The 21208-nt window shown below is 56.7% G+C and carries 20 protein-coding genes; 12 read left to right on the forward strand and 8 right to left on the reverse strand.

Annotation, left to right across the window (positions count from 1 at the left end; all coding sequences use genetic code 11):
• Window positions 1-86: 86 nt before the first annotated feature.
• Window positions 87-806, forward strand: a complete 720-nt coding sequence (locus ACP99_RS10465; RefSeq protein WP_049986551.1) for a helix-turn-helix domain-containing protein — start codon at window positions 87-89, stop codon at window positions 804-806.
• A 33-nt stretch (window positions 807-839) separates the two neighbouring features.
• Here ACP99_RS10465 and ACP99_RS10470 read toward each other — a convergent pair whose 3' ends face one another.
• Window positions 840-2171, reverse strand: a complete 1332-nt coding sequence (locus ACP99_RS10470) for a glutamine synthetase family protein (RefSeq protein WP_049986552.1) — start codon at window positions 2169-2171, stop codon at window positions 840-842.
• 346 nt (window positions 2172-2517) lie between these two features.
• On the opposite strand from ACP99_RS10470, the gene ACP99_RS10475 reads away from it, so the two are divergent.
• The 6 genes from ACP99_RS10475 to ACP99_RS10500 all read left to right on the forward strand — a co-directional run bounded on the left by ACP99_RS10475 (window position 2518) and on the right by ACP99_RS10500 (window position 9019).
• Window positions 2518-3963, forward strand: a complete 1446-nt coding sequence (locus ACP99_RS10475; protein WP_049986553.1) for an aldehyde dehydrogenase family protein — start codon at window positions 2518-2520, stop codon at window positions 3961-3963.
• Entirely contained in the window at window positions 3963-5435 is a 1473-nt protein-coding gene (locus ACP99_RS10480) for a M81 family metallopeptidase (protein WP_049986554.1), read from the forward strand. Before ACP99_RS10475 ends, ACP99_RS10480 begins: the two co-directional genes overlap by 1 nt.
• A gap of 222 nt (window positions 5436-5657) precedes the next feature.
• On the forward strand, window positions 5658-6851 hold the full coding sequence (locus ACP99_RS10485) for an iron-containing alcohol dehydrogenase family protein (protein WP_231554278.1): 1194 nt from the start codon (window positions 5658-5660) through the stop codon (window positions 6849-6851).
• Window positions 6852-6860: 9 nt separating this feature from the next.
• Window positions 6861-7244 (forward strand): glycine cleavage system protein GcvH, encoded by a 384-nt coding sequence (gcvH, locus tag ACP99_RS10490; RefSeq protein WP_049986555.1) that lies wholly within the window; start codon window positions 6861-6863, stop codon window positions 7242-7244.
• A 69-nt stretch (window positions 7245-7313) separates the two neighbouring features.
• Window positions 7314-8015 carry a TVP38/TMEM64 family protein gene (locus ACP99_RS10495; protein ID WP_049986556.1) on the forward strand — a complete coding sequence of 234 codons (702 nt, stop codon included), beginning with the start codon at window positions 7314-7316 and terminating at the stop codon, window positions 8013-8015.
• A 218-nt stretch (window positions 8016-8233) separates the two neighbouring features.
• The gene (locus tag ACP99_RS10500; protein WP_049986557.1) at window positions 8234-9019 is read left to right on the forward strand and encodes an FkbM family methyltransferase; all 786 of its coding nucleotides are present in this window, start codon (window positions 8234-8236) and stop codon (window positions 9017-9019) included.
• 25 nt (window positions 9020-9044) lie between these two features.
• Here the strand turns inward: ACP99_RS10500 and ACP99_RS10505 are convergent, their stop codons facing one another.
• Window positions 9045-9266, reverse strand: a complete 222-nt coding sequence (locus tag ACP99_RS10505; RefSeq protein ID WP_049986558.1) for a hypothetical protein — start codon at window positions 9264-9266, stop codon at window positions 9045-9047.
• A gap of 154 nt (window positions 9267-9420) precedes the next feature.
• Here ACP99_RS10505 and ACP99_RS10510 point away from each other — a divergent pair, with 154 nt between their 5' ends.
• Window positions 9421-10692, forward strand: a complete 1272-nt coding sequence (locus ACP99_RS10510; RefSeq protein ID WP_049986559.1) for a site-specific integrase — start codon at window positions 9421-9423, stop codon at window positions 10690-10692.
• Window positions 10693-10697: 5 nt separating this feature from the next.
• Here ACP99_RS10510 and ACP99_RS19220 read toward each other — a convergent pair whose 3' ends face one another.
• The 5 genes from ACP99_RS19220 to ACP99_RS20005 all read right to left on the reverse strand — a co-directional run bounded on the left by ACP99_RS19220 (window position 10698) and on the right by ACP99_RS20005 (window position 16069).
• On the reverse strand, window positions 10698-10898 hold the full coding sequence (locus ACP99_RS19220; RefSeq protein ID WP_081927415.1) for a hypothetical protein: 201 nt from the start codon (window positions 10896-10898) through the stop codon (window positions 10698-10700).
• A 1700-nt stretch (window positions 10899-12598) separates the two neighbouring features.
• The gene (locus tag ACP99_RS19225) at window positions 12599-13285 is read right to left on the reverse strand and encodes a metallophosphoesterase family protein (protein ID WP_081927416.1); all 687 of its coding nucleotides are present in this window, start codon (window positions 13283-13285) and stop codon (window positions 12599-12601) included.
• Window positions 13286-13309: 24 nt separating this feature from the next.
• Window positions 13310-14512, reverse strand: coding sequence for a hypothetical protein (locus ACP99_RS19230; RefSeq protein ID WP_081927417.1), 1203 nt, complete (start codon window positions 14510-14512; stop codon window positions 13310-13312).
• A gap of 2 nt (window positions 14513-14514) precedes the next feature.
• Window positions 14515-15375, reverse strand: a complete 861-nt coding sequence (locus ACP99_RS19235; protein WP_197052430.1) for a serine/threonine protein kinase — start codon at window positions 15373-15375, stop codon at window positions 14515-14517.
• Between the two features lies 1 nt (window position 15376).
• Window positions 15377-16069 (reverse strand): hypothetical protein, encoded by a 693-nt coding sequence (locus tag ACP99_RS20005; RefSeq protein ID WP_049986561.1) that lies wholly within the window; start codon window positions 16067-16069, stop codon window positions 15377-15379.
• Window positions 16070-16374: 305 nt separating this feature from the next.
• Here ACP99_RS20005 and ACP99_RS19240 point away from each other — a divergent pair, with 305 nt between their 5' ends.
• Together ACP99_RS19240 and ACP99_RS10525 are read left to right on the forward strand one after the other, a co-directional pair.
• Window positions 16375-16968 carry a site-specific integrase gene (locus ACP99_RS19240; RefSeq protein ID WP_081927419.1) on the forward strand — a complete coding sequence of 198 codons (594 nt, stop codon included), beginning with the start codon at window positions 16375-16377 and terminating at the stop codon, window positions 16966-16968.
• 322 nt (window positions 16969-17290) lie between these two features.
• Window positions 17291-18430: a DUF4238 domain-containing protein gene (locus tag ACP99_RS10525; protein WP_049986562.1), complete on the forward strand. Its 1140-nt coding sequence runs from the start codon at window positions 17291-17293 to the stop codon at window positions 18428-18430.
• Here the strand turns inward: ACP99_RS10525 and ACP99_RS20010 are convergent.
• Window positions 18427-18615 (reverse strand): hypothetical protein, encoded by a 189-nt coding sequence (locus ACP99_RS20010; protein ID WP_156105671.1) that lies wholly within the window; start codon window positions 18613-18615, stop codon window positions 18427-18429. The genes ACP99_RS10525 and ACP99_RS20010 overlap by 4 nt on opposite strands.
• Window positions 18616-19229: 614 nt before the next feature.
• Between ACP99_RS20010 and ACP99_RS20015 the strand changes: the two genes are divergently transcribed.
• Together ACP99_RS20015 and ACP99_RS10535 are read left to right on the forward strand one after the other, a co-directional pair.
• A complete protein-coding gene (locus tag ACP99_RS20015) occupies window positions 19230-20102 on the forward strand; it encodes a hypothetical protein (RefSeq protein WP_156105673.1) in 873 nt (290 codons plus the stop codon).
• 317 nt (window positions 20103-20419) lie between these two features.
• On the forward strand, window positions 20420-21115 hold the full coding sequence (locus tag ACP99_RS10535; protein WP_049986564.1) for a hypothetical protein: 696 nt from the start codon (window positions 20420-20422) through the stop codon (window positions 21113-21115).
• Window positions 21116-21208: the final 93 nt, after the last annotated feature.

The following is a 21208-nucleotide window of genomic DNA, read 5'->3' on the forward strand; positions in this document are numbered from 1 at the left end:
GACTGATTTTTCGAAATCTCTCGGTACCCGACAACGGTATATACGTGTGTGAGAAATCCGGGGTATCAGACGCCAGGACGCCGATTATGCTCGAATACACGTTCAGTATCAAACACGAGGGCTGCTGGACCGAAACGCTGAACGACACGTTCCCGGAGGTCAGGGGAACGATCATCTACTCGTACCGGCTCACCGGAACGAGCATCACGATGGTCGAACTGACCTGCGTCGACGAGGCGAAGCTCGACGAGCTGATCGAGTGGCTCGAGAACCACCCGGTGATGAACACGAGTCAGTTGGTCAGCTACGACGACAGGGGCGAGAAGGCCTTCGTCAGCCTCGCCGGTGACTACGACACCGACACCGAGCCCGTTCTGAACGTCCTGCTGCGGAACAACTGCTTCCCGACGATCCCGGCGACCGTCGCCCGCGGTCGCGAGCACTGGAGCGTCCTCGCGTCGAGTCACGAACAGGTGAGCAAGGCACACGACGAACTCAGACAGATCGGCTCCGTCGACGTCGACTCGCTTCGGACGCCCGACCTCGACGGACTCCTCACCGGCCTCACCGAGGTCAAAGAGGCCGTCCAAGACCTCTCGCCGCGACAGCTCGAAGTGCTCTCACGCGCCATCGAGGAGGGCTACTACGACTCGCCGCGGGCGTGCAACATCGAGGAGCTCGCCGAACTCGACTCCGCGAACACGTCGACGGTCGGCGAGCACCTCCGGCGCTCGGAGGCGAAGATCCTGAAGGCCGTCGCGCCGATGCTCGACCGTTCTGACGAAGTGGCCGCGCGGAAGCACTAGCGAGCGACGCAGGGGTCCTCGGGCACGGAGCGCCTAGAACTCGTCGAGGTACTCCTCGCGCTCCCACGACGAGATGTGGTCCATCGAGCGGTTGAACTCCTCGCGCTTGAGCGTCACGAACGAGTCGATCAGCGACTCGCCGAGCAGCTCCGCGAGCACGTCGTCGTCTTCGAGGTGATCCAGCGCCGACCAGAGCGTCCGCGGCAGTCGCTCGTAGTCCTCCTCGTAGGCGTTCTTCAGGGTCGGTTCGCCCGGGTCGATCTCGCGGCGGATCCCGTCGAGCCCGGCCGCCAGCGACGCCGCCATCCCGAGGTAGGGGTTACACGACGAGTCGGGGACGCGGTGCTCGATGCGGGTCGCCGGGCCGAGTTCCGGCGGGAGCCGGAGGACCGTCGAGCGGTTGTCCGGCCCCCACGCGATGTTGACCGGGGCCCAGATCCCCGGGATGAGCCGCTTGTAGGAGTTCACCGTCGGCGCGCAGATCGCGGTCAGCGCCTTCATGTGTTCGAGTAGGCCGCCGATGAAGTGGCGGGCCTCCTCCGAGATGCCGGAGTCGCCCGCGGGGTGTTTGCCCGCCGGGAACCGCATCCCGCCGGTGTCGCTCGCGAACTGGTTCTCCGACTCCTCGAGGTCCCACAGCGAGAGGTGGAAGTGGAGGCCGTTGGCGTCCTCGCCGGAGTGCGGTCGGGGCATCATCGACGCCTTGTGCCCGTGATCCCGCGTGATCGACTTGACCATGTGGCGGAAGAACGCGATGCCGTCGGCGGTCGTCAGCGCGTCGTCGTACTCGATGTTGACCTCGTACTGGCCGGGTTGGGACTCCTGGTGGACGCCCAGGACGTCGTAGCCCGCCGTCTCCATCGCCGAGCGCCACGCCGAGATGAGATCGGAGCCCATGTCGATGGCGTCGAGGTCGTACGAACAGCGGTCGTTGTACGGGACCCACCCGCCGTCGCCGTCGGGACTGAGCAGCGAGAACTCGGTTTCGACGCCCGCGAGCGCGCGGTACCCCTCCGATTCGAGTTCGGCGAGGACCTTCTCGAGCGCGCCCCGAGCGCACAGGTCGAACGGCGACCCGTCGACGTTGCTGAGGCTGGTGAAGACGGCGGCGGTGTCGTCGGCCCACTCGACCGGAACCACCGAGCTCGGGTCGGGGATCGCCATCATATCGCCGCCCTCCGCCCCGTAGTGCGGGTCGTCGAGGAGCCCGGGTTCGAGCGTCAGTTCGGCGACGCCGTTCGCGAACCCGACGCCCTCTTCGAGGGCGTGTGCGGCTTCCTCGCCGGGCACGGTGATCCCGCGAGCGACGCCGTTGAGGTCCGTCCACACCAGTCGGACGCTGTCGTACTCTGAAAGGGTAGTCATCGGAATACGCTACTGAGGTCGCTATCGGGCCATATGAGTTCACCCGCAGGCTTGCGGCTTCTTATATGTGCCACGGTCGCACACCACAGTTTCTCCTCGTTGGCGGCAGTCGCGCGGTCGGTCTGCCGTCGGTCGATTCGAGAGACGAGAGAGTGCGGTCGCCCGGTTCGAGAGACGAAGGGGACGTGTGCAGGTCACCTCTCACGCAACCGCAAGACTGCGTGCGGTCTGACGAGCGATCAGGTGCAACCGGGACGACGGCCTCCGCCGTCGGCGGTCGTCAGTATATAAAAACTCCCACATCAACCGGGCAACGCTTAGGCGGGTTTATCGGCCAGTACGGGACATGGTATCCTACGAACTGTTAGTCGACGGAGACCGTCGTTCGTCGGCGGAGACGATCGCAGTCGAGAACCCGGCGACGGGCGAGACGGTCGGCTCCGTCGCGAGAGGCGACGCCGAGGACGCGCGCGAAGCCATCGACGCGGCCGCGGCGGTGACGGACGAGTGGGGGGCCCGTTCGCCGGCCGCCTACGAACGGCCGCTCCGGGCCGTCGCCGACCGGATCGAGGCAGAGGCCGACGAGATCGCGACGCTGCTCGCCGAGGAGACCGGGAAGTGTCTCGCGACCGCCGAGGGCGAGGTCGCAGAGAGCGCCGCGCAGTTCCGGTACTACGCAGGCGTCGTCGACAAGGTCCGTGGCGACACGATCCCGACGCCCCCGAACCGCCTGAACTACACCCGGCGCGTCCCGTACGGCGTGACCGCGCACGTCGTCCCGTGGAACTACCCGCTGCTGCTCGGCACGCGGGGGATCGCCAGCGCGCTGGCGACGGGCAACACCGTCGTCGCCAAGCCGCCCACGCAAGCGCCGCTCACGACGATGTGGGTCGGCGAGATCCTCCTCGACGAGTTCCCCGACGGCGTGGTCAACGTCGTGCCCGGCCCGGGCAGCGAGGTCGGGGCCGAACTGGCGTCGAACGCCGGCGTCGACGCGATCACCTTCACCGGTTCGACGGGCGTCGGTAGGGGCGTGCTCGAATCCGCGGCCGAGCACATCACGCCCGTCGACCTCGAACTCGGCGGGAAAGCGCCGTCGATCGTGCTCCCCGACGCCGACCTCGAAAACGCCGCGCGGGGCGTCGTCGCCGGCATCTTCTCGAACGCCGGGCAGAACTGCGTCGCGACCTCGCGGTGTCTCGTCCACGAGTCCGTCCACGACGAACTCGTCGAGAAGGTCGTCGAGAAGACCGAGCGCATCACGCTCGGAGCCGGCACCGACCCCGAGACGGATATGGGGCCGGTCATCTCAGAGAGCGCCCGCGAGGACGTCCTCTCGTACATCGAGTCAGCGAAAGAGCAGGGCGCGACGCTCCTGACCGGCGGCGGCGTCCCCGACGAGGAGCGCCTCGCGGACGGCACGTTCGTCGAGCCGACCGTCTTCGACGACGTCGATCCCTCGATGACCGTCGCCTGTGAGGAGATCTTCGGGCCGGTCCTGTCGGTCATCACGGTCGAATCGACCGAGGAAGCGATCTCGGTCGCCAACGACTCGCCGTTCGCGCTCGCCGCGGCGATCTGGACCGATGGTCTGGAGGCGACGCAGTTGGCCGACCGCCTCGATCACGGCCTCGTGGCGATCAACACCTTCCCGGTGTCGATGCCGCAGAGCCCGTGGGGCGGCAACAAAGAAAGCGGCATCGGCCGCGAGGGCGGCCTCGAAGGCGTCGAGGCGTTCACGACGGTCGACAGCGTCGTCGTCGAGTTTGACGAGATGGAGGACCCGTACTGATGGCAGAGACGGTCGTCGTCGCCCGGATCAAACACGAGACGAACACGTTCTCGTCGCTCTCGACGGGGCTCGAGGAGTTCGAGTCGACCTCGCACTTCGTCGGCGAGGAGATCCCACCAGAGTTCCGCGGCACGAACACGGACCTCGGCGGCTTCTTCCGCGTCGCCGACGAGGAGGGCTGGGAGGTCGTCCCGACGGTGGCCGCGAACGCGACACCCGGCGGCGTCGTCACCGCGGAAGCGCTGGACGGCTTCCTCGAACGGTTGCTCGCGGGCGTCGACGAACACGACCCGGACGCCGTCCTGCTGGGGCTCCACGGCGCGATGGTGAGCGAGCGCGACCGCGACGGCGACGGGTATATCCTCGAACGCGTGCGCGAGGCCGCCGGTGACGACGTCCCGGTGATGGCGACGCTGGACCTGCACGCGAACGTCTCCGACCGGATGGTCGCCCACGCCGACGGCCTGTTCGGCTACGACACCTACCCGCACGTCGACATCGGCGCGACGGGCGAGACCGCCGCGCGGGCGATGGCCGCGACGCTGAACGGCGAGTTGGACCCGACGGTCGTCGTCGAGCGCGCGCCGCTGCTGCCGCCGCTGCCGGTGCTCCAGACGGCCGACGAGCCGATGGCGTCGCTGCTGGCCGCCGCGGGCGACGCCGAGTCCGCGCAAGTGCCCGACGTCTCCGTCTTCGGCGGCTTCGCCTACGCGGACGTCCCAGAGGCGGGGTTCAGCGTCGTCGGCGTCACCGACGCGTCCGTCGCCGAGGAGACGCGCGCCGCCTGCGCCGACGTCGCCAGCGACGCCGACGACCGACGCCACGAGTTCGACCGGACGTACACGGGCGTCGGCGACGCGGTCGCGGAGGCGAGCGCGTGGGACGCGAGCGACGGCCCGCTGCTCCTAGCCGACATCGCGGACAACCCCGGCGGCGGGAGCGCCGAGGACGGGACCGTGCTCCTCGAAGCGCTGCTGGATGCGGACGTCGAGGGCGTCGCCGTGGCCGCCATCTACGACCCGGCGGCGGTCGACGCCGCGGTCGAGGCGGGCGTCGGCTCGTCGATCACCGTCGAGTTGGGCGGGCACGTCGAGGACAACGGCGACCCGATCACCGTCGACGCGTACGTCCGCTCGCTCTCGGACGGTACCTACCGGAACCAGGGCCCGATGTCGACCGGGCTACAGGTCTCCTTCGAGCGGACGGCGGTGCTCGAAGTCGACGGCGTCGACGTGATCGTCGGCTCGCACCGCCAGCAGCCGTACGATCCCGAGGTGTTCCGGAGCCAAGGGATCACGCCCGAACGGCAGCGCGTGCTCGTCCTGAAGAGCACCGTCCACTACCGGGCGGCCTTCGAGCCGATCGCGGGGGCGATCCGAGAGGTCTCCGCGCCGGGGCTGTGCAGCCCCGACCTCTCGTCGTTCAGCTACGAGCACGTCCAACGGCCGAAATACCCGCTCGACGACGACTGAGCGTCGATCCGGGTGCGGTCCTACTTAACGTCCCACACATATGAGACAGAATAGTGATGCGGCGAAGCGGCTACGCTCCGGGTACCGCAGGGACGAGTGACGCGGGAGAGGGCGTTCGCTACCGACGACGCGGCCGGTCGCGCCACCGCGCGTGACTGGAATCGACGGCCGAACGCGCTCAGTCCCGTCGTCATCGGCCCGACAACCCTCCGAGACAGGACAATGACAGACTCACTGCAGATGTGGAACGCCCCCAACAGGATGCTCTTCGGCTGGGGGGCCGCTTCCGAGATCGGAACGTACGTAGCACAGTTCGACGCCGAGCGGGCCTTCGTCGTCACCGACGAGGGCGTCGCGCAGGCGGGCGTCCTCGACCCGATCGTCGACGCGATCGAGTCGGCGGGCCGCGACTGCGAGGTCTGGACCGGCGTCCAGCCGGACCCGACCGACGAGGTCGTGCACGAGGCGGCCGACGCCTACGAAGCGGCGAACGCGGACCTCATCGTCGGCGTCGGCGGGGGCTCCTCGATCGACACCGCGAAGGCCGCGAGCATCCTCGCGGCGAACGACGGACACATCCTCGAGTACACGGGCAGCGGTAACGTCCCGAATCAACCGCCGCCGAGCATCTACGTTCCGACCACCGCCGGAACCGGCAGCGAGGTCGGCCACTGGACCATCGTCAAGGACACCGACACCGACATCAAAGAGGAGATCGGCGACGTGAAGCTGCTGGCGGACCTCGCGCTCGTCGATCCCGAACTGACCGCCAGCGCGCCCGCGCCGATCAAGGCCGCGACCGGAATGGACGTGCTCACCCACGCCGTCGAGGCCTACGTCTCGATCAAGGCCCAGAGCCAGACATCCGCGATCGCGCTGGATTCGATCGAGTCCGTGGGCGAACACCTCCCCCGCGCGGTGGAGTACCGCGGCGGCGACCGCGAGGCGCTCTCGGAGATGGCCCGCGCGAGTATGCAGGCCGGGATGGCGTTCAACGGGGCTGGACTCGGCGCGGTCCACGCCATCTCCCACCAGGTCGGCGGCGCGTTCGGCGTCCCACACGGGCTCGCGAACGCGATCATCCTCCCGTACGTGATGGAGTACAACCTCCCGCAGGTTCCCGAACGGATGGTCGACATCGCCGAGGCGCTCGGCGAGGACGTCGACCGATCGAAGCCGGCCGCCGTCGAGGGCTACAAGGCCGTCCGCGCGACCCGACGACTGGCGAACTCCGTCCGCATTCCGGAGACGCTCGAGGACACGGCCGCCGAGCGCGAGGCCATCCCCCGGCTGGCCGAGCAGGCGTTCGACGACGGGAGCCTCACCGGGAATCCCCGCGCGACCGACGTCGACGACTTGGCGGGAATCCTCGAGAACGCCTTCGACGGCGAACTGGAGTACGAGGACGCGATCTAACGCACGACAATGAGCTTCGACGTACCGACTGACCTACGCTACACGGAATCGCACGAGTGGATCGAAGCGACCGGCGAGACCCGCCGCGTCGGCATCACCGACTTCGCGCAGGACGAACTGGGCGACATCGTCTTCGTCGAACTCCCCGCGGTGGGGACGGAGCTCGAGGCGGGCGAGGAGTACGGCGTCGTCGAGTCGATCAAGGCCGTCTCCGACGTCTACGTCCCCGTCTCGGGGACGGTCGCGGCGGTCAACGAGGAACTGGCGGACGCGCCGGAGTCGATCAACGAGGACCCCTACGGCGACGGCTGGCTGATCGAACTCGAAGGCGTCGACGAGGCGGCGCTCGACGGGTTGCTCGGTCCCGACGCCTACGAGGAACAGACGGAGTGACCGCCGCGTCCAACGCGGTCGCCGACCACAAGCAAGATTGAAGTCCGCCAGTACCCTCCCCGCAGAGGAATGAGAGTCTTCTCGTCGAGGGCGGACCGCTGGCGGGGAATCCTCGTCGTACTCCTCGCCGTCGGCGCGTTCTTGGGGCTCTACGTCGCCGTCCAGCGGTACGCGCCCTTCGTGTTCCGGGCCGCGGAACTCCGCGAGTGGATCGCGCAGTTCGGCGTCTTCGCGCCGCTGGTGTTCGTCCTCATCCAGGCCGTTCAGGTCGTCGTCGCACCGATCCCGGGACAGGTCGTCGCGCTCGTCGCGGGCTACCTGTTCGGGCCGTTCTGGGGGACGGTGTACAGCCTCACGGGAGTGCTCGTCGGCAGCGCGGTCGCCTTCAGTCTCGCGAAGCGATACGGGCGGTCGTTCGTCGAGGACATCCTCCACGACGACGTCGTCGCCCGCTTCGACGAGTTCGTCGAGCGGGTCGGCGCACCCGGCCTCTTCGCGTTCGTCATCATCCCGGGGCTCCCCGACGACGCCATCTGCTTTCTGGCCGGCCTCACCTCCTTTCGGCTCAGGACGTTCATCGCGGTCATCAGCGTCGGACGCCTCCCGGCGTACGTCATCACCGTCTACGCCGGCGGCGAACTGGCGAGCGGTCGGTTCCTCGAGGGCATCGCCCTCGTCGGGGTCGTGATCGTGCTCTCGGCGGTCGGCTACTACAAGCAGGAGGCCGTCCGCGACGCGGTCGCGCGGCTGGAGTCGAGACTGGGGCTCTGAGCGGAGCGGGGAACGCGATAACGACTCCCTACTGGAGTTCGGAAGCGCTCCGTTCGACAGGTGCAGCGTAGCCGATCGCGGAGCGCCGCCGACTATGATCCGCGTATTCTCCCGTCGAGGGCGGACGTACAGCGGTATCGACTGTATTACTTTGTCCGATATCCGTCTCCGGAGGCTGTATGGTGGGACGAGGGTTTCACGAGTTCTTTCGATCACGAGTGTACAAACCGACGCTGAAGCGCGCGTTCCGTCGGTTCGGGGGCGAGACCTACGCACGATCGCTCTACGCGACGCTGTATCGGATCTGGTCCGGCGGAACCGTCTCACTCGAAATCGACGGGGCGAGCGCGGATATTCTGGTCGAAAACGCCTCGGAAGTGGCGAACGTCCGCAACGTCGCGGGAAAAGAGCGCCCCGTCGCCCGAATCATCCTCGACGAACTGAACGAGGACGACGTGTTCTGGGACGTCGGCGCGAACGTGGGGGTCTTCGCCTGTCTCGCGGGCGACATCGTCGAGTCGGGCGCCGTCGTCGCCTTCGAGCCGTATCCGCCGAACGTCGAGCGACTACGGAAGAACATCCGGCGAAACGGCGTCGCCTGCGCGGTCGAGTCACGGGCGCTCACGGATGCCGAGGGCGAACGGCCGTTCTTCGTGATGGGTACCGAGGAAGCCGGCGCGAGAGAGGGGTCGCTCCGGGATGATTACGTGGCGGCCGAGAAGGCGGTACAGACCATCTCCGTCGAGATGACCACCGGCGACCGGATCGTCTCCTCGGGTACCCACCCCGCACCGAACGTCGTCAAGATCGACGTCGAAGGTGCCGCCCCCGAGGTCATCGCCGGGATGAGAGCCACTCTCGACCGCCCAGAGTGCCGGCTCGTCGTCGTCGAGCCGCATAACAACGCGGACGCCATCGAATCGCAACTGGAGGCGGTCGGCTTTCACACCCGGAGGATCCACGTCGAGGGCTCACCCCGGATCGTCGCGTCTGCGGACGGGTGAATCGTCGAGAAAGAGCCGCCGACCGCTACTGGTAGGGCTCTTCGTCCCTGTGCGCGTCGGGGTTCTCCTGGTCTTTAGCTTCCTCTTCGCGGACCTCGGATTCCTGCTCGATGCTGCGCTCTTTCTCCGCTTTTTCGACCGCCCTGTTCGCTTCGTTGTCCCGGTTTTCGACGTCTTGTGCATCGTCGTCGGCCGTCTCCAGTTCGGTATCCTCGTCGACGTCGATTCCGTGCTCGTCGTCAGCCATACGGGGATCGTTGTCTCCGGAGACACAATAGCGTGGTGCCGGCATCTCCGCTCAGGTAACGCTACTCGAATGGAACCCGCGTAGAAACCGGATGCCGCCTCCCAGACTGCGACCGACAGTTCATAACCCCGGCCTTAGAACCCGCAAATACCGTATGAGCGACTCTGACCAAATTGAGAGGCTCCGTGAACGGGTTCGTAACTCTCCAACCATTTGTGATGCAGATAAAGAGACCCTCCTCACCTTCTCTGATGAGCTGGAGTTTCTTGATGTGGAATATACTGATGTACGCCACATCAAACTCCTTCAGCACTGTATCCTCCTTGCTGGAGATTCGGAGAAATATACCACCGAAGAGCTGCCAGATGTCGCACTCACCAGCACCTTCGGAAGTAAAGACGCCGTCAAAGATCTTGGTCGATGGATCCGACGGAACTACGATAACGAGGAAACCAAACGCGACTACCGTATCGCTCTTCGGATGCTTGGAAAGCGCGTCACAGAGGGTGACGACATTCCAGAGCCCCTTCAACTTCTCTCGGCCGGAACACCCCGAAGCTATGATCCAACTCCAGACCCCGCAAAGATGCTGTGGTGGGAAGATCACATCGAGCCGATGATTAAAAATGCACACCATCTTCGTGATAAGGCGGCTATCGCCGTTGCGTGGGACTCGGGTGCACGAAGTGAGGAATTCTGTGGTCTTCGTGTAGGCGATGTGTCTGACCACGAACATGGTATGAAGATCTCTGTCGATGGGAAGACAGGTGAACGGTCGTTTCTCCTGACAACGGCTACCAGTTACCTCCTCCAATGGCTTAACGTCCATCCTGCATCTAACGATCCTACCGCGCCGCTTTGGTGCAAGCTCAACGCTCCTGAAGACACGTCTTACCGAATGAAACTTAAGATGCTCAAGAAGCCAGCAAGACGAGCGGGAATCGAGCACACCGATATTACCTTCCGACGGATGCGCAAGAGTAGCGCCTCTTATCTTGCCAGTCAGAACGTCAACCAAGCACATCTTGAAGACCATCACGGGTGGAAACGTGGATCCAACATTGCTTCTCGATATATCGCCGTATTCGGCGAAGCGAATGATCGGGAAATCGCACGTGCTCACGGTGTGGATGTTCAAACAGAGGAGCACGAGCCTCTCGCGCCCGTTACTTGTACTCGTTGTCGTAATGAGACGCCGAGAAACGAATCGTTCTGTGTTTGGTGCGGTCAAGCAATGGAACACGGTGCTGTGGAGGAGCTGGAGGCTGAGAAGCGAGAAGCCCGAATTGAACTCCTCAGAATCGCTCGTGAGGATCCTACTCTGCTGGACGAAATTGACCGGCTCGAGCAGGTGGTGGGCTTCGTTGATTCTAATCCCAGCATTCTTCGAGAAGCCAGAGACTTTGTCGACGCCTCGGCAGACTGACGACATCAGGATCCCCCCTTGGACTGATTTACAGCCCGTTCCAAGTCACGCTCAACATCCTCTATTAGTGGATCTGGCCCATATTCGACTAATGCAGAGAGAATCAGTGCTCGAACAAATTCATCATCACTATGTTTGAGAACTCGAAGTAAGACTTCTTGATTATCTTCAAGGAACTCCTTAGGATCTCCGTTATAATTCTGCATCACTGTTCCTCCTCTTGAACATATTCAAGTCCAATATCTACGGGATTGTGCTCGCGAGCGATATGGGCAGAAGGTACCTTGCTTTCGAGATCTTCGCCACAGAGAGGACACTCAATTAATCGAACTCTATGATGGGCTCGATTTTCAATCAATTCGGAACCCTCCATTAGATACATCGGAGAGGTTCTGATTTTTTCGACTACAGACGGGTTGCTCAACTAATATGTGCCGTTGGGCACGGTTGATGGTTGCCATTATCGTTGTCAGTATCGGATTTCGCCGATTTCGGTGAGCAACCCAGAGAAAGGTAAGAGAAACGCTTTACCAGTAGGGTAACTAGCGTTTATCTGGAGCCCCCTCTGGGTTGCTCCGTTAGGTCGATGTGGTGGGGAGAACCAATTAGGAAAGTTACACCCCACAACATCGTTCCTTACAGTTGAAGTCTCGTACTCAGATCACTGGTCCATATACGCCGAAGAGATCTGAGCAAGAGCGCGAACGTGATGATTTTGTAATTTGCGAATCAGTCGATTGATTCGGATACTAACCCTGATATTCTGCTAGATTAAATAATCTCCCCTCCATCGGTGCAGAGAACTATTTCCCAGAAAATAGCCCAAGTGAGGGGGTCTCACTTAGAAATTAGGGACTTGGCCACGTAGCCATCATCTTATTTGGAAATATCTACTAATGAAATGTTGGTTAGCGTGAGAAGACCTCGACCAGGATTGGTCGAGGTCGGCTACGTGGACCAAAGCCCCATACAGGTACCTTGGCGAGATGCTTTACTGCCACGATGGCAGCCCTAATCGCACCTCGAATTAATTCGTATATTGCTAACATTTAGAGACTCCGGTTTCCCCGTGCTGGCATTCAGGGGATACCCGGTGCGAGCAATGTCGTGCTCACCGTAGTTTGAATACCAGACAATTGGAACAGAATGGTATGGCAATCTCGAGAAACCTAGAACTACGGGTCCAAGGTCATCTTCGCGAAATCCGGGAGCTGAATAATCAGATCATCGGTAGCCGACAAGGGCTACCACCAGCATTGACCGGGTATGAAAGGACACTCAATAGCGTTAGCGAGTGTGCAACAATTGACGAAGTTGATAAAATTGCAGCGAACATCAAGACCCATATTCGACAAAGACAAGAGCGGCCTCGAAATAGGAAGGTTCGACGTGAAGCGAGATCATTAGTTTCCCAAGCAGGCTATCCGGCTGACGAATTCCTCAATACTGCTTAGAGTCTGCTCAGCGAGAATTGGTCGAGTTTCCCCGGTAGAGCAACGACTCCGTCTCGGACATCAAAATCCTAGCTGAGATATCAAGAACTAACAATACCGACCAATTCCTCGACTAATTATTGGTAGCTGCTGGGAGTTGAACGACGTCTCCAAGGGATCGAACCAGCCGCACACTGTTCTCAGAGTCAGTGAGGAGTTGGTACCCCTCTTCGAAGTGGTCGACAACCCCAATACTCGGGTGAGACAAGAGTTCGAGCGTGGAGTTGATTTCTCCGATAGCCGGGACGTCGTCGGAGTCTTCCATACTGATGACGATCCAGCGAACGTCGGCTGCCGTCTCACGACGAACTTCGGATCGGGACGCTTCGAGAGATCGCTAACGATGCAGGTGCGGAAAACTTCGACGACCCCTGCGCTTGGGTTGACCGGAATTCATAGGAAGGTCCATAGGCCTACAGACCCTCGCTCAGTCTATCCCCTAATTCGCGTGGGAGAACTGCACGAGTCCGTCCAGCCGTTTTTTCTATATTATATTCCGTCCGGTGTAAATCAATAGAATCCTTTTCCGTATTCCAAATTGCGAATGCAGATCTGTTATCTCCGTCTCTAGGTTGTCCGACACTTCCAGGGTTCACAATTTTCACACCACCAATTGATTTTTCGAATTGTCGGTGAGTATGCCCCAAAACTACTATATCTGGCTTTGAAGAGAACCAGTGGTCCAAGATTTGAGGAGTTACATCATCCTCAAATACATACTGATTTACTGGGTTCGTGGGAGATCCATGTGCGACGACTACATTCTTGCCATCTATACTCATTTGTCGCTTATTCGGCAAATTCCTCAGATATCGTTTCTCGTCATCAGACAACTGTCGCCGAGTCCAATCAACCGCGCGCTTTGCGGGAATATTGAAGTTTGATGGCGTCTCGGTAACTATAGCTTCATCATGATTTCCTCGGATAGATGTCACATCATACTCAATCAATTGGTCAAGAGTCTTGTTCGGAAATGCGTTATAACCTAAAAGATCTCCTGCACAGAGAATTCGGTCAACTTCTAGTCTTTCTAGTTCTTCAAGTACGGAATCCAGAGCAGGCGAATTAGAGTGGATATCGGAAACCAAGCCGACTCTCATTAGAGAATAAATTGAGGTACAGCGTTATAAATCGGACTCAATAAGTGACAAGGCAGCCTGCCAGTCGGAATATATTGCAGGCTCGGGCTCAGACAACATACCGAAAACGTCACTCACATCGTTATATGCCTCTTCGGCGTCTTCCAATTTCTCCTTCGCTGTATCCAGTCGCTCGTCTTCGTCCAAACCCCGATATTTTTCGGCTATTTGATTACAACACCACAAATAGTGATCCCACGCTGCTTCACGGAAGTCCCAACCGGTAGCAGATGGTGGGACAGAGTCGTCAAAAAGATCTTCGTCGTAGGGAGAAGCAGTACGAATAGTCTCTATGTCAAAATCGGTCTTCTGGTACATTAGATCAAGTTCTGGGTCAACTCTGAGCTCATTCAGAATTTCCTCAGAATAGTACTTAACAACGAGACGTCCCCCTCCTTGTTCATCTTGAGGGTCCCATCTACGTGTATCAAAAGCCCTCAGGTTTTGATAGTGCCCCGATGCAAATGCGTTGATCCCAATTCCAAAGAATAGATGAGCGATTTGGTGAGTATGCCCAACTACAACCTCATATCGGTTTTTATTGAGAGTATTCAAGAGGTGCAGTAGGGAATAAACCTCAGAAGACCCCGTGAGTGGATGTCTCTGTTCCTTCTCGAACTCAGCGGAAACGTAGAATCCATCTACGTCATATTGAGTGACACGATTAAGTAGCTCACTTCGTCGTCCAGCATCGACAAGCGATTTTTGATAGACTGGTAGCGAGGCCAGAATTGGTATATCTCTCCCGGTCTCTTCAGCCACTTGTTTAAATGTCGTAGTCAGTTCAACCCAGCTCTCAATCTTCTCATCCGAGAACGCATCTAGATTTCTCGCTGGTGCAATGTACGCATCAGTCCCAAGATCGTCTTGGACAGAGATTATATCTGAGCACAGGTCTTCGTATCTGCTTGATACCATCGCAGTATCGAAGTCATCTCCCCCGTAGTCATCGAAATAATCGTATGTATCTAATCCCGGGCGCTTAGTTCTTGGAATGTAATATTGTGGATCAAAAAGTACCGTACCGCCCTTATCATTAATTTCTTGAGCAATTTCGTAGTTCTTTCCCTTAGTGAAATCTGCGGGGCTTAGAATTGCACCGTCGGCTTGGTTCTGACTGATTAGCGATTGACTCAACTTATGGCCGTTGTGTCCTATCTGAACGAGGAATGTTGGTTCTTCGAACATTCTTATTTGAGGTGGGTGTTGAAAGCCTCAACGAGGTCTTCCTGTGCGTGTTGTGGTTTACGGTATCGGTCCATTGGCTCGTATTCCGTCATTCGTAGATAGAATCTGTTTAAATCACGTTCAAGGGGTTGATTGTCCAGATATCCCGATAACTCTAGTCGATTATCCTCACGAATCATATCTGACACTTCTCCTAGAGTGTGATTAAATGGGTGCTCCCCAGTGATTGATTCAAAGAATACAATCCCTGTGGAAAAGAGATCAGAGCGAGTATTCTCCTTTTTCTTCTCGTTTCGAAGAACTTCAGGTGCTGAGTATGCGGGAGTTCCGGGACCACTCTGTTTAAAATCAGGAGTGAGGGTGTCTTTTTGATTCATTCTTGCGACGCCAGCATCAATAAGGCGGATTTCACCTTCTGACGTAAATAAGACATTACCCGGTTTGATATCTCGGTGGACAATCTCGTCTTTAGCAAACTCGGGCAGAACACTTAGAATCGCGTTTGCCACCTTGATTCCAAGGGAGACACTCGTCTTGCCATCATCGATTCTATCCTTTAGAGTTCCACCTTCCAAGTATTCCTCTACGAGGACTATGGTTTGCTGGCCTGCGAGAGAAGTTTCATCTGAATCAAGCAGGTCAACAAAGTATTCTGAGTCAATTCGTCGCATAATCTCTACTTCACGCCGAGTATATTCTCGTAGCCTTGGACTCTCACCAACTGGTATAATCTTCAGACAGACTTTTTCACCACTATACTCAGCAGTGTATACCTGCTTGATATTCCCCTGTCTGATCTCTTCTATTATCTCGAATTGTGGGAATGCTGATTCAACTTCTGACCTACTTATGTCGGGAGTCATCTCAGTCGGAGTAAATCGACTGTGGTGTTTGCTCCAATATAGTTCTTTCATTCAGCCGCCATTTATTCATTGGAGAATATGGTTTTTGCCGAGATGGTTCTTTGTAAACACAAATATCTCCCTCTTCGGAGATTTCCATCAAACCAACTCCATACTCTTCAAATAATTCGAGGTTGTCCATAGCTCTAAGAACATTATCCCCGTCTAACGCCACATACTGATATTCAGAGAAGGATTTTCCTCGGACAGCCTGCTCAAGTGCTTTCTTCCACTTGCTAAGCTTCAGTTCTATAGAATAAGAGGTGGTCACGTGGCGCCGTAGGTCATGTGCTGTCTGAATTTTTCCGTTATCTAGCTCTTCAACAAACCCTTTTTTAAGTAGCTCCTCAAGCGCATTCTGTTTCTTCCGCTTGCCCATTGCTCCAACAGTGTAGAAATAATCTCGCGTAATTGGACCCCGGCTGTGAAGTTGAAGAAAAACCTGAAGTTGAGATTTGCTATCTAGTGCCGACGAGATCTTCAGTTCGTTGATTCGGTGGTCAAGATAGGCCGTCGAAGGATTGGCGAGTACAATATCTGCCCTGCCATTCCCATAGGTGAATTCCTCGAGGAGAATAGACTCGTCCTGCGCAAAGTCTTGGTTAATCGAATCTATGGCCACCTCTCGCATCTCCTGTTCTGAATCAAATCCCATAATATAGCTCCTGCTGGCCTTTCGGCCAATCTAATTATGATGCATCTTACTATACTCGTAATATAAATCTGTCCCAGAATTTACACTGAATAATAATTGGGGTCTCGCCCGGTCATAGCACTCGACTTGGCTGCGACCTCAGCTGATACTGCGCGTCGACCATTCCTGTAAGGAGTACCTCATCCCACTCACTATAATCGAGTTATTAGATAACCCGATTACGAACAGTCGGATTTCACCAGTCACCCGGCAGAATTGGTCCCAGCAGTCGAAAGATATAGACGAGTTTTCTGTGATATCCGGTTATGGTTCGTCTCGACGATAGCGGTGACGTGACAAAGTGCTGGCTTTCACCTGACGAGCTCAGTCGATTGGAGAAAGCGGCAGGAGTAGACGGCTGGGAACGAGAGGTCGGGCTGCAACTGATGGGGAGGTGTGGACTGCGAGCTTCTGAAGTGAACTATCCAAGCGACAAGAAACTACGATATTCTGAGAAAGGAGAAGTATGGCTCTTTGAGGTTCGCGGGAAGAATACGAAGGGAGGCTCCAAGAAGATACGTGACGCGTGGATGCCCGACGACGTCGCCGATGATATCCACAAATTCAGTCGAGAGCGTGATCTTGCTCCGTCAGATCCGTGGGTCGATGCGAGTACGTCCTCTGTGCGTCGGTGGGTCAAAGAAGCTGCTCAGATGGTTACGACAGACGCAGACGCGACACGGTGGAACTCAGTATCTTCTCACGACCTTCGCCGGTCTTGGGCGACTTATCACCTCGTCGAGCGCCAAGTCGACGTCCGGACGATGATGAGTATCGGAGGCTGGTCAGATTACTCGGCTATAGAGCCATATCTGGCGGAACCGACCGAGACGCGAATCGGAGCGGCTATGCGAAAATAGCGGGTTCAGATCAGTAGATTTGCAGTTCATCACCTCGTAGTTGTACCACGTCACTGTCACAGCTCCCCGGCAGTTTCCTAATGGGGAAGTTCCGATCCAGATAAAGTTGAAGTACCCGTTTCCGGAGGATCGGCTACTTCGATATCTGGCAAGACAGGAAGCTCTCAAAAGGGTTCGACTCTGGATCTCAAAAGCAACAATAATTGGTCCTGTTGAAACCCTCAGCAGATGAGATATTCCTACACTCCCAATCGGTCAATACAGGGGGTATACTGTAGTAAGGGCTTTTACACTGTGAAATCCCTGTACAAAAGAAGAAAGAATGCCTGAGCGGAAGAACCAGCACTACGTCCCCAAACACTACCTCCGGGCCTGGGCCGACAACGAGCGAATAAACGTATTTCCGCTGTCAAAAGGCGAAGCCTTCCCCGGCGACACATCCTCCATCTGCTCCCGCAGCTACTTCTACGGCAACCCCCCAGTAGTCGAAGACGAACTCCAGCACATAGACGGATCCCACGCAAATCCTGTCAGAGAACTCCGAAACAAGGATAACCTCACCGATCTCTCCCCGCAGCGGATCAAATTACTGCTGTCCTTCATCAGTACACAGCGCTCCCGCACCAAGGCCACAAAGGAAGATATCCGTGCTGGCGAAGACTTCCTGCGAGACGCAATAAAAGACGATTTTGAGCACGACCGGTACGAGGACCTGATCACCTGGGATCCAGAACTTACACCGGAAGAAAGAGAGGACACAATGGTTGACGCCTCTCTACTCGGAACCCATCACTACGTCATCGGGCTTGGAATCTTCGGATACCACGCAATCAAAGACCTAAAAGCGGTGATGCTGTGCAACCTCACCGACCAAGAGTTCATCATCTCCGATGTTCCGATAGTCTTCGACAACCCCTGCTACAAACCCAATCACGGAACGGTAGCAGGACTGGGTAACAGAGGCCTCCAAATCTTCTGCCCGATAAGTCCAGACCAACTGCTTCTGCTCTACGACCCCCAGACGTACAAAGTCAAATCCAACCACAAACAACAAGTCCTGGTCAAAAACCCTGACGTTGTCAACCAGTTCAACCTGACACAGTTCCACAACGCAGAAAACACCGTACTATTCCACAACAGCACCGAAGACTACATCCAAGACCTGCATAGCCGGATAGACGAAGTCCGCCGCAGACAACAAATCACGATGCCAATGGAAACAGAAGAAATGGAAAAAGTCGAGGTCGAAAAAATTCCACCCTACCAACTACCAAGAATATCGCCCGACATACCCGGCTCCAACACTGTTGAGGGATTCAAGTACACCAAAGAACGGCCTACCTCGGAGCCTTGGAAAGGTCGGAACTTGGTACGTAGACTGTTCAGCGAGGCCAAAGCGCCTGACGCTGGCCTGATCTACACAATCAGGGTCTTCGGGGAACACCTCGGATTGACCAGCTAAGCTGGCTTTGAGGGCTTGGCGGAGATCGGGTACTCGTACTCGTATTCTTCAACGACCTTGACCGTGATCCCTTCCAATCCTTCTGGATCTTCCAACCGGTCAAGGGGTACGTAGGTGGTGACTGTGTCATCGTTCACGTGGATATCATCTCGCATCACACCTTTTACACCGACCAGTTCCTCCACAACTCGGTCAGAACATCGTGCGAGATACAGAGAATGAATTCAGTATATCGATAAAGACAGTGCACAGAGCTACCTTTTAAAAGCGATCTTCAGTAGCCCCCAAGTCGGAATTGACACCGTTACTAGTAAGGCCACCGCAAGGAAGATTGACTTTATTTCCCATCCAGCATCAGTGTTCAACCCGGTCGAAATAATTGATGATACAACAGTCCGTTTAGCAGATGAGATTTCGAGGATTACTGGGATCAGATGTAACGCTACAAAGAAAGACAAAAACAAACTGACCAGTGCCTTCGGACTGAGATCATTCATTATCAAATTCATAATGTCAATCGAATTTAATTCTTATCGTCATACATATGTAGATGTAATAGCTGCCTTTTCGCTCCCATTAGCTGTACAAGATTCGCACGTTGTATCTCACACGGCTATCGGAACACTTCTTTGAGCTGGTAGGGCCCCGCAGCCGATACGCACTCTTCAGCGACCGGCTGTTTCAGTCCACTCTAGTCTAACAAATAGGATTTCAACAGAGTCCAATGAATCATTTCCGGCAGAGCGAGTGAGATCTCGAGTATCAATTATTAACCGGCACTGCAATTATCTAACAGTAAATGATGCGACCCAGCCGCTCCGGGACATTTGATTTGCTACTCGGTGTCCTGCTGATTCTGCTCTTTTTTATTGTCGTAGCCATTCTCGCACTCGGCATCACCGGACGAATTGACGTAGGTGCCTCATCTACTGTCGTTTCAGGTCTTGCTGCGCTTGGAACGGTCGCACTAGCGGGCATAACGCTCTACACAGTCAGACAGAATCGCAGAGAACTAGACCAAATCAGAAAGGACCGCTATCGACCTCTCGTGATAGACGAAATTTCGAATATAGTGTACCCGAGTATACGAATTCTTGCTCATAATATCGAGTATCTAGATGATAACAAGAGAGAAAATAGGTGGATGTACCACGACGGATTAGAGTACCATAATTGGGGAGAATCTCCGGCTTCCGTCATAAGTTTAAGAGATTTAGATCCCGTGGCTGCTGAACGATTCCGCAATGATTGTCCAATAATACTTCGAAAAATGAATGGATATGATTGGCTGCTAGTATATTTATCCAGACTCGCTGACACAATTGCGGAAGAGCTTGACCCGTCGGTCAAGGAGATCTTCGAACAGTCCGAATATACCCGTGATTTGGAGTATGGGCGTAATCGCCTCGTGATTCTGAGTAGTATCCTTGGGCAAGTCGATGAATATGGGGAGAATTCTGAATTATATGAGTTCTGGGAAGCCCACGGAGATGAGTTAAATCAGCTGGCTTACTCCGAAGTGAAGCCGCTCTACACTGAGTTAATGCAAGGGGAAGAATATCTCCAAGAATACTCCGAGGCTATTCGTAGTGAGCTTGTTGCGCGGCAAAGAGAGCTTCAAGAGGAATATGGGATTTCGGCTTTGGTGAATCGCCATACTGCGTTAGGATGAGTGGTTTGAGCAAACCTGTGAGGGAGTCCAATCACACCGCGATCACAGTTTCCACGGGATTATGATCAAACTGTCCTAGAGTAGCGCCACAAATCGTTGGATCTGATTCCCCGAAAGTCGATGCTGTCCAGTGATTCACCAGAGCCGGGATTTCCAAGACTGAATACCAGAGTGATATCGAGGTTAGTGCGGTTACGTAATACGTGGTCTGTACTCGTTCCTAGGTTCAGAACGCGATCATCATCAGCTTTAGATCGTGCGGATTCAAAGCATCGTCTCGGGAAAACCTCAAGAGACCAGTCACGCAAGGCCTGACTATGAATGAAGTTGTCTACGCGATCAAGATTTCTCACTTGGAGTATTCGGGCCTCAAAATTATGGATGTCAAGATCGGCAAGTCCACAAACATTGATAACACCATCAGACAGTACAGCAGAGGCAACAGGGACATCGAGCTACTCGATATGTGGACACCGAATCCCGACAAGAATCTGTCCACAGCCGAACGCGGCGTCCACGAAGTTGCTGAAAAATACGCGTACGACAAGCAGAGCGAGAAGTTCGTCTTCCTCCAAGGAGCGTACCAAGAGTTTACAGAGACGATTAACAAGCTTCTGAAGAACGCCGACAGAGAAGATATCTCCGAAAAGCCAGAGTCGAAAAGGTCCGCTGAGGTCGACGATTACACTGGAATGAATCCCTCTGTGCTCAAAATATTTGGCGAGACTTACGATGTCGAAACGTGGGCAGAGACCCTCTCAAAGGCGGTTACAGAGATACTCCGAGAGGTCGATGATCACGATCCGATCAGGAATATCAAGGGACGCAAGAGAAGCTACTTCGTTGAGGAAGGTCAGCAGTCGGACCTTGTCAAGCCCCGAAAGATACCGGATACCGGATTGTACCTCGAAACCAACTTCTCTGCGAACGATTGTGTTCGGATCATCGAACGGGCTATGGACACGTACGGGTACGACAGAACCGAATTGGAGATATTTACTGAAGAGACCTAACTGGCCGGTTCAGTTGCGATTCTGAGGAATCTCTTGAAAAGTTCTATTACAATTGGGAGGTCAAGGAGGGACGGCAGATCCCTAGCAGGAGCA

The organism is Halobellus rufus (assembly GCF_000739575.1).
Taxonomy (GTDB): domain Archaea; phylum Halobacteriota; class Halobacteria; order Halobacteriales; family Haloferacaceae; genus Haloquadratum; species Haloquadratum rufum.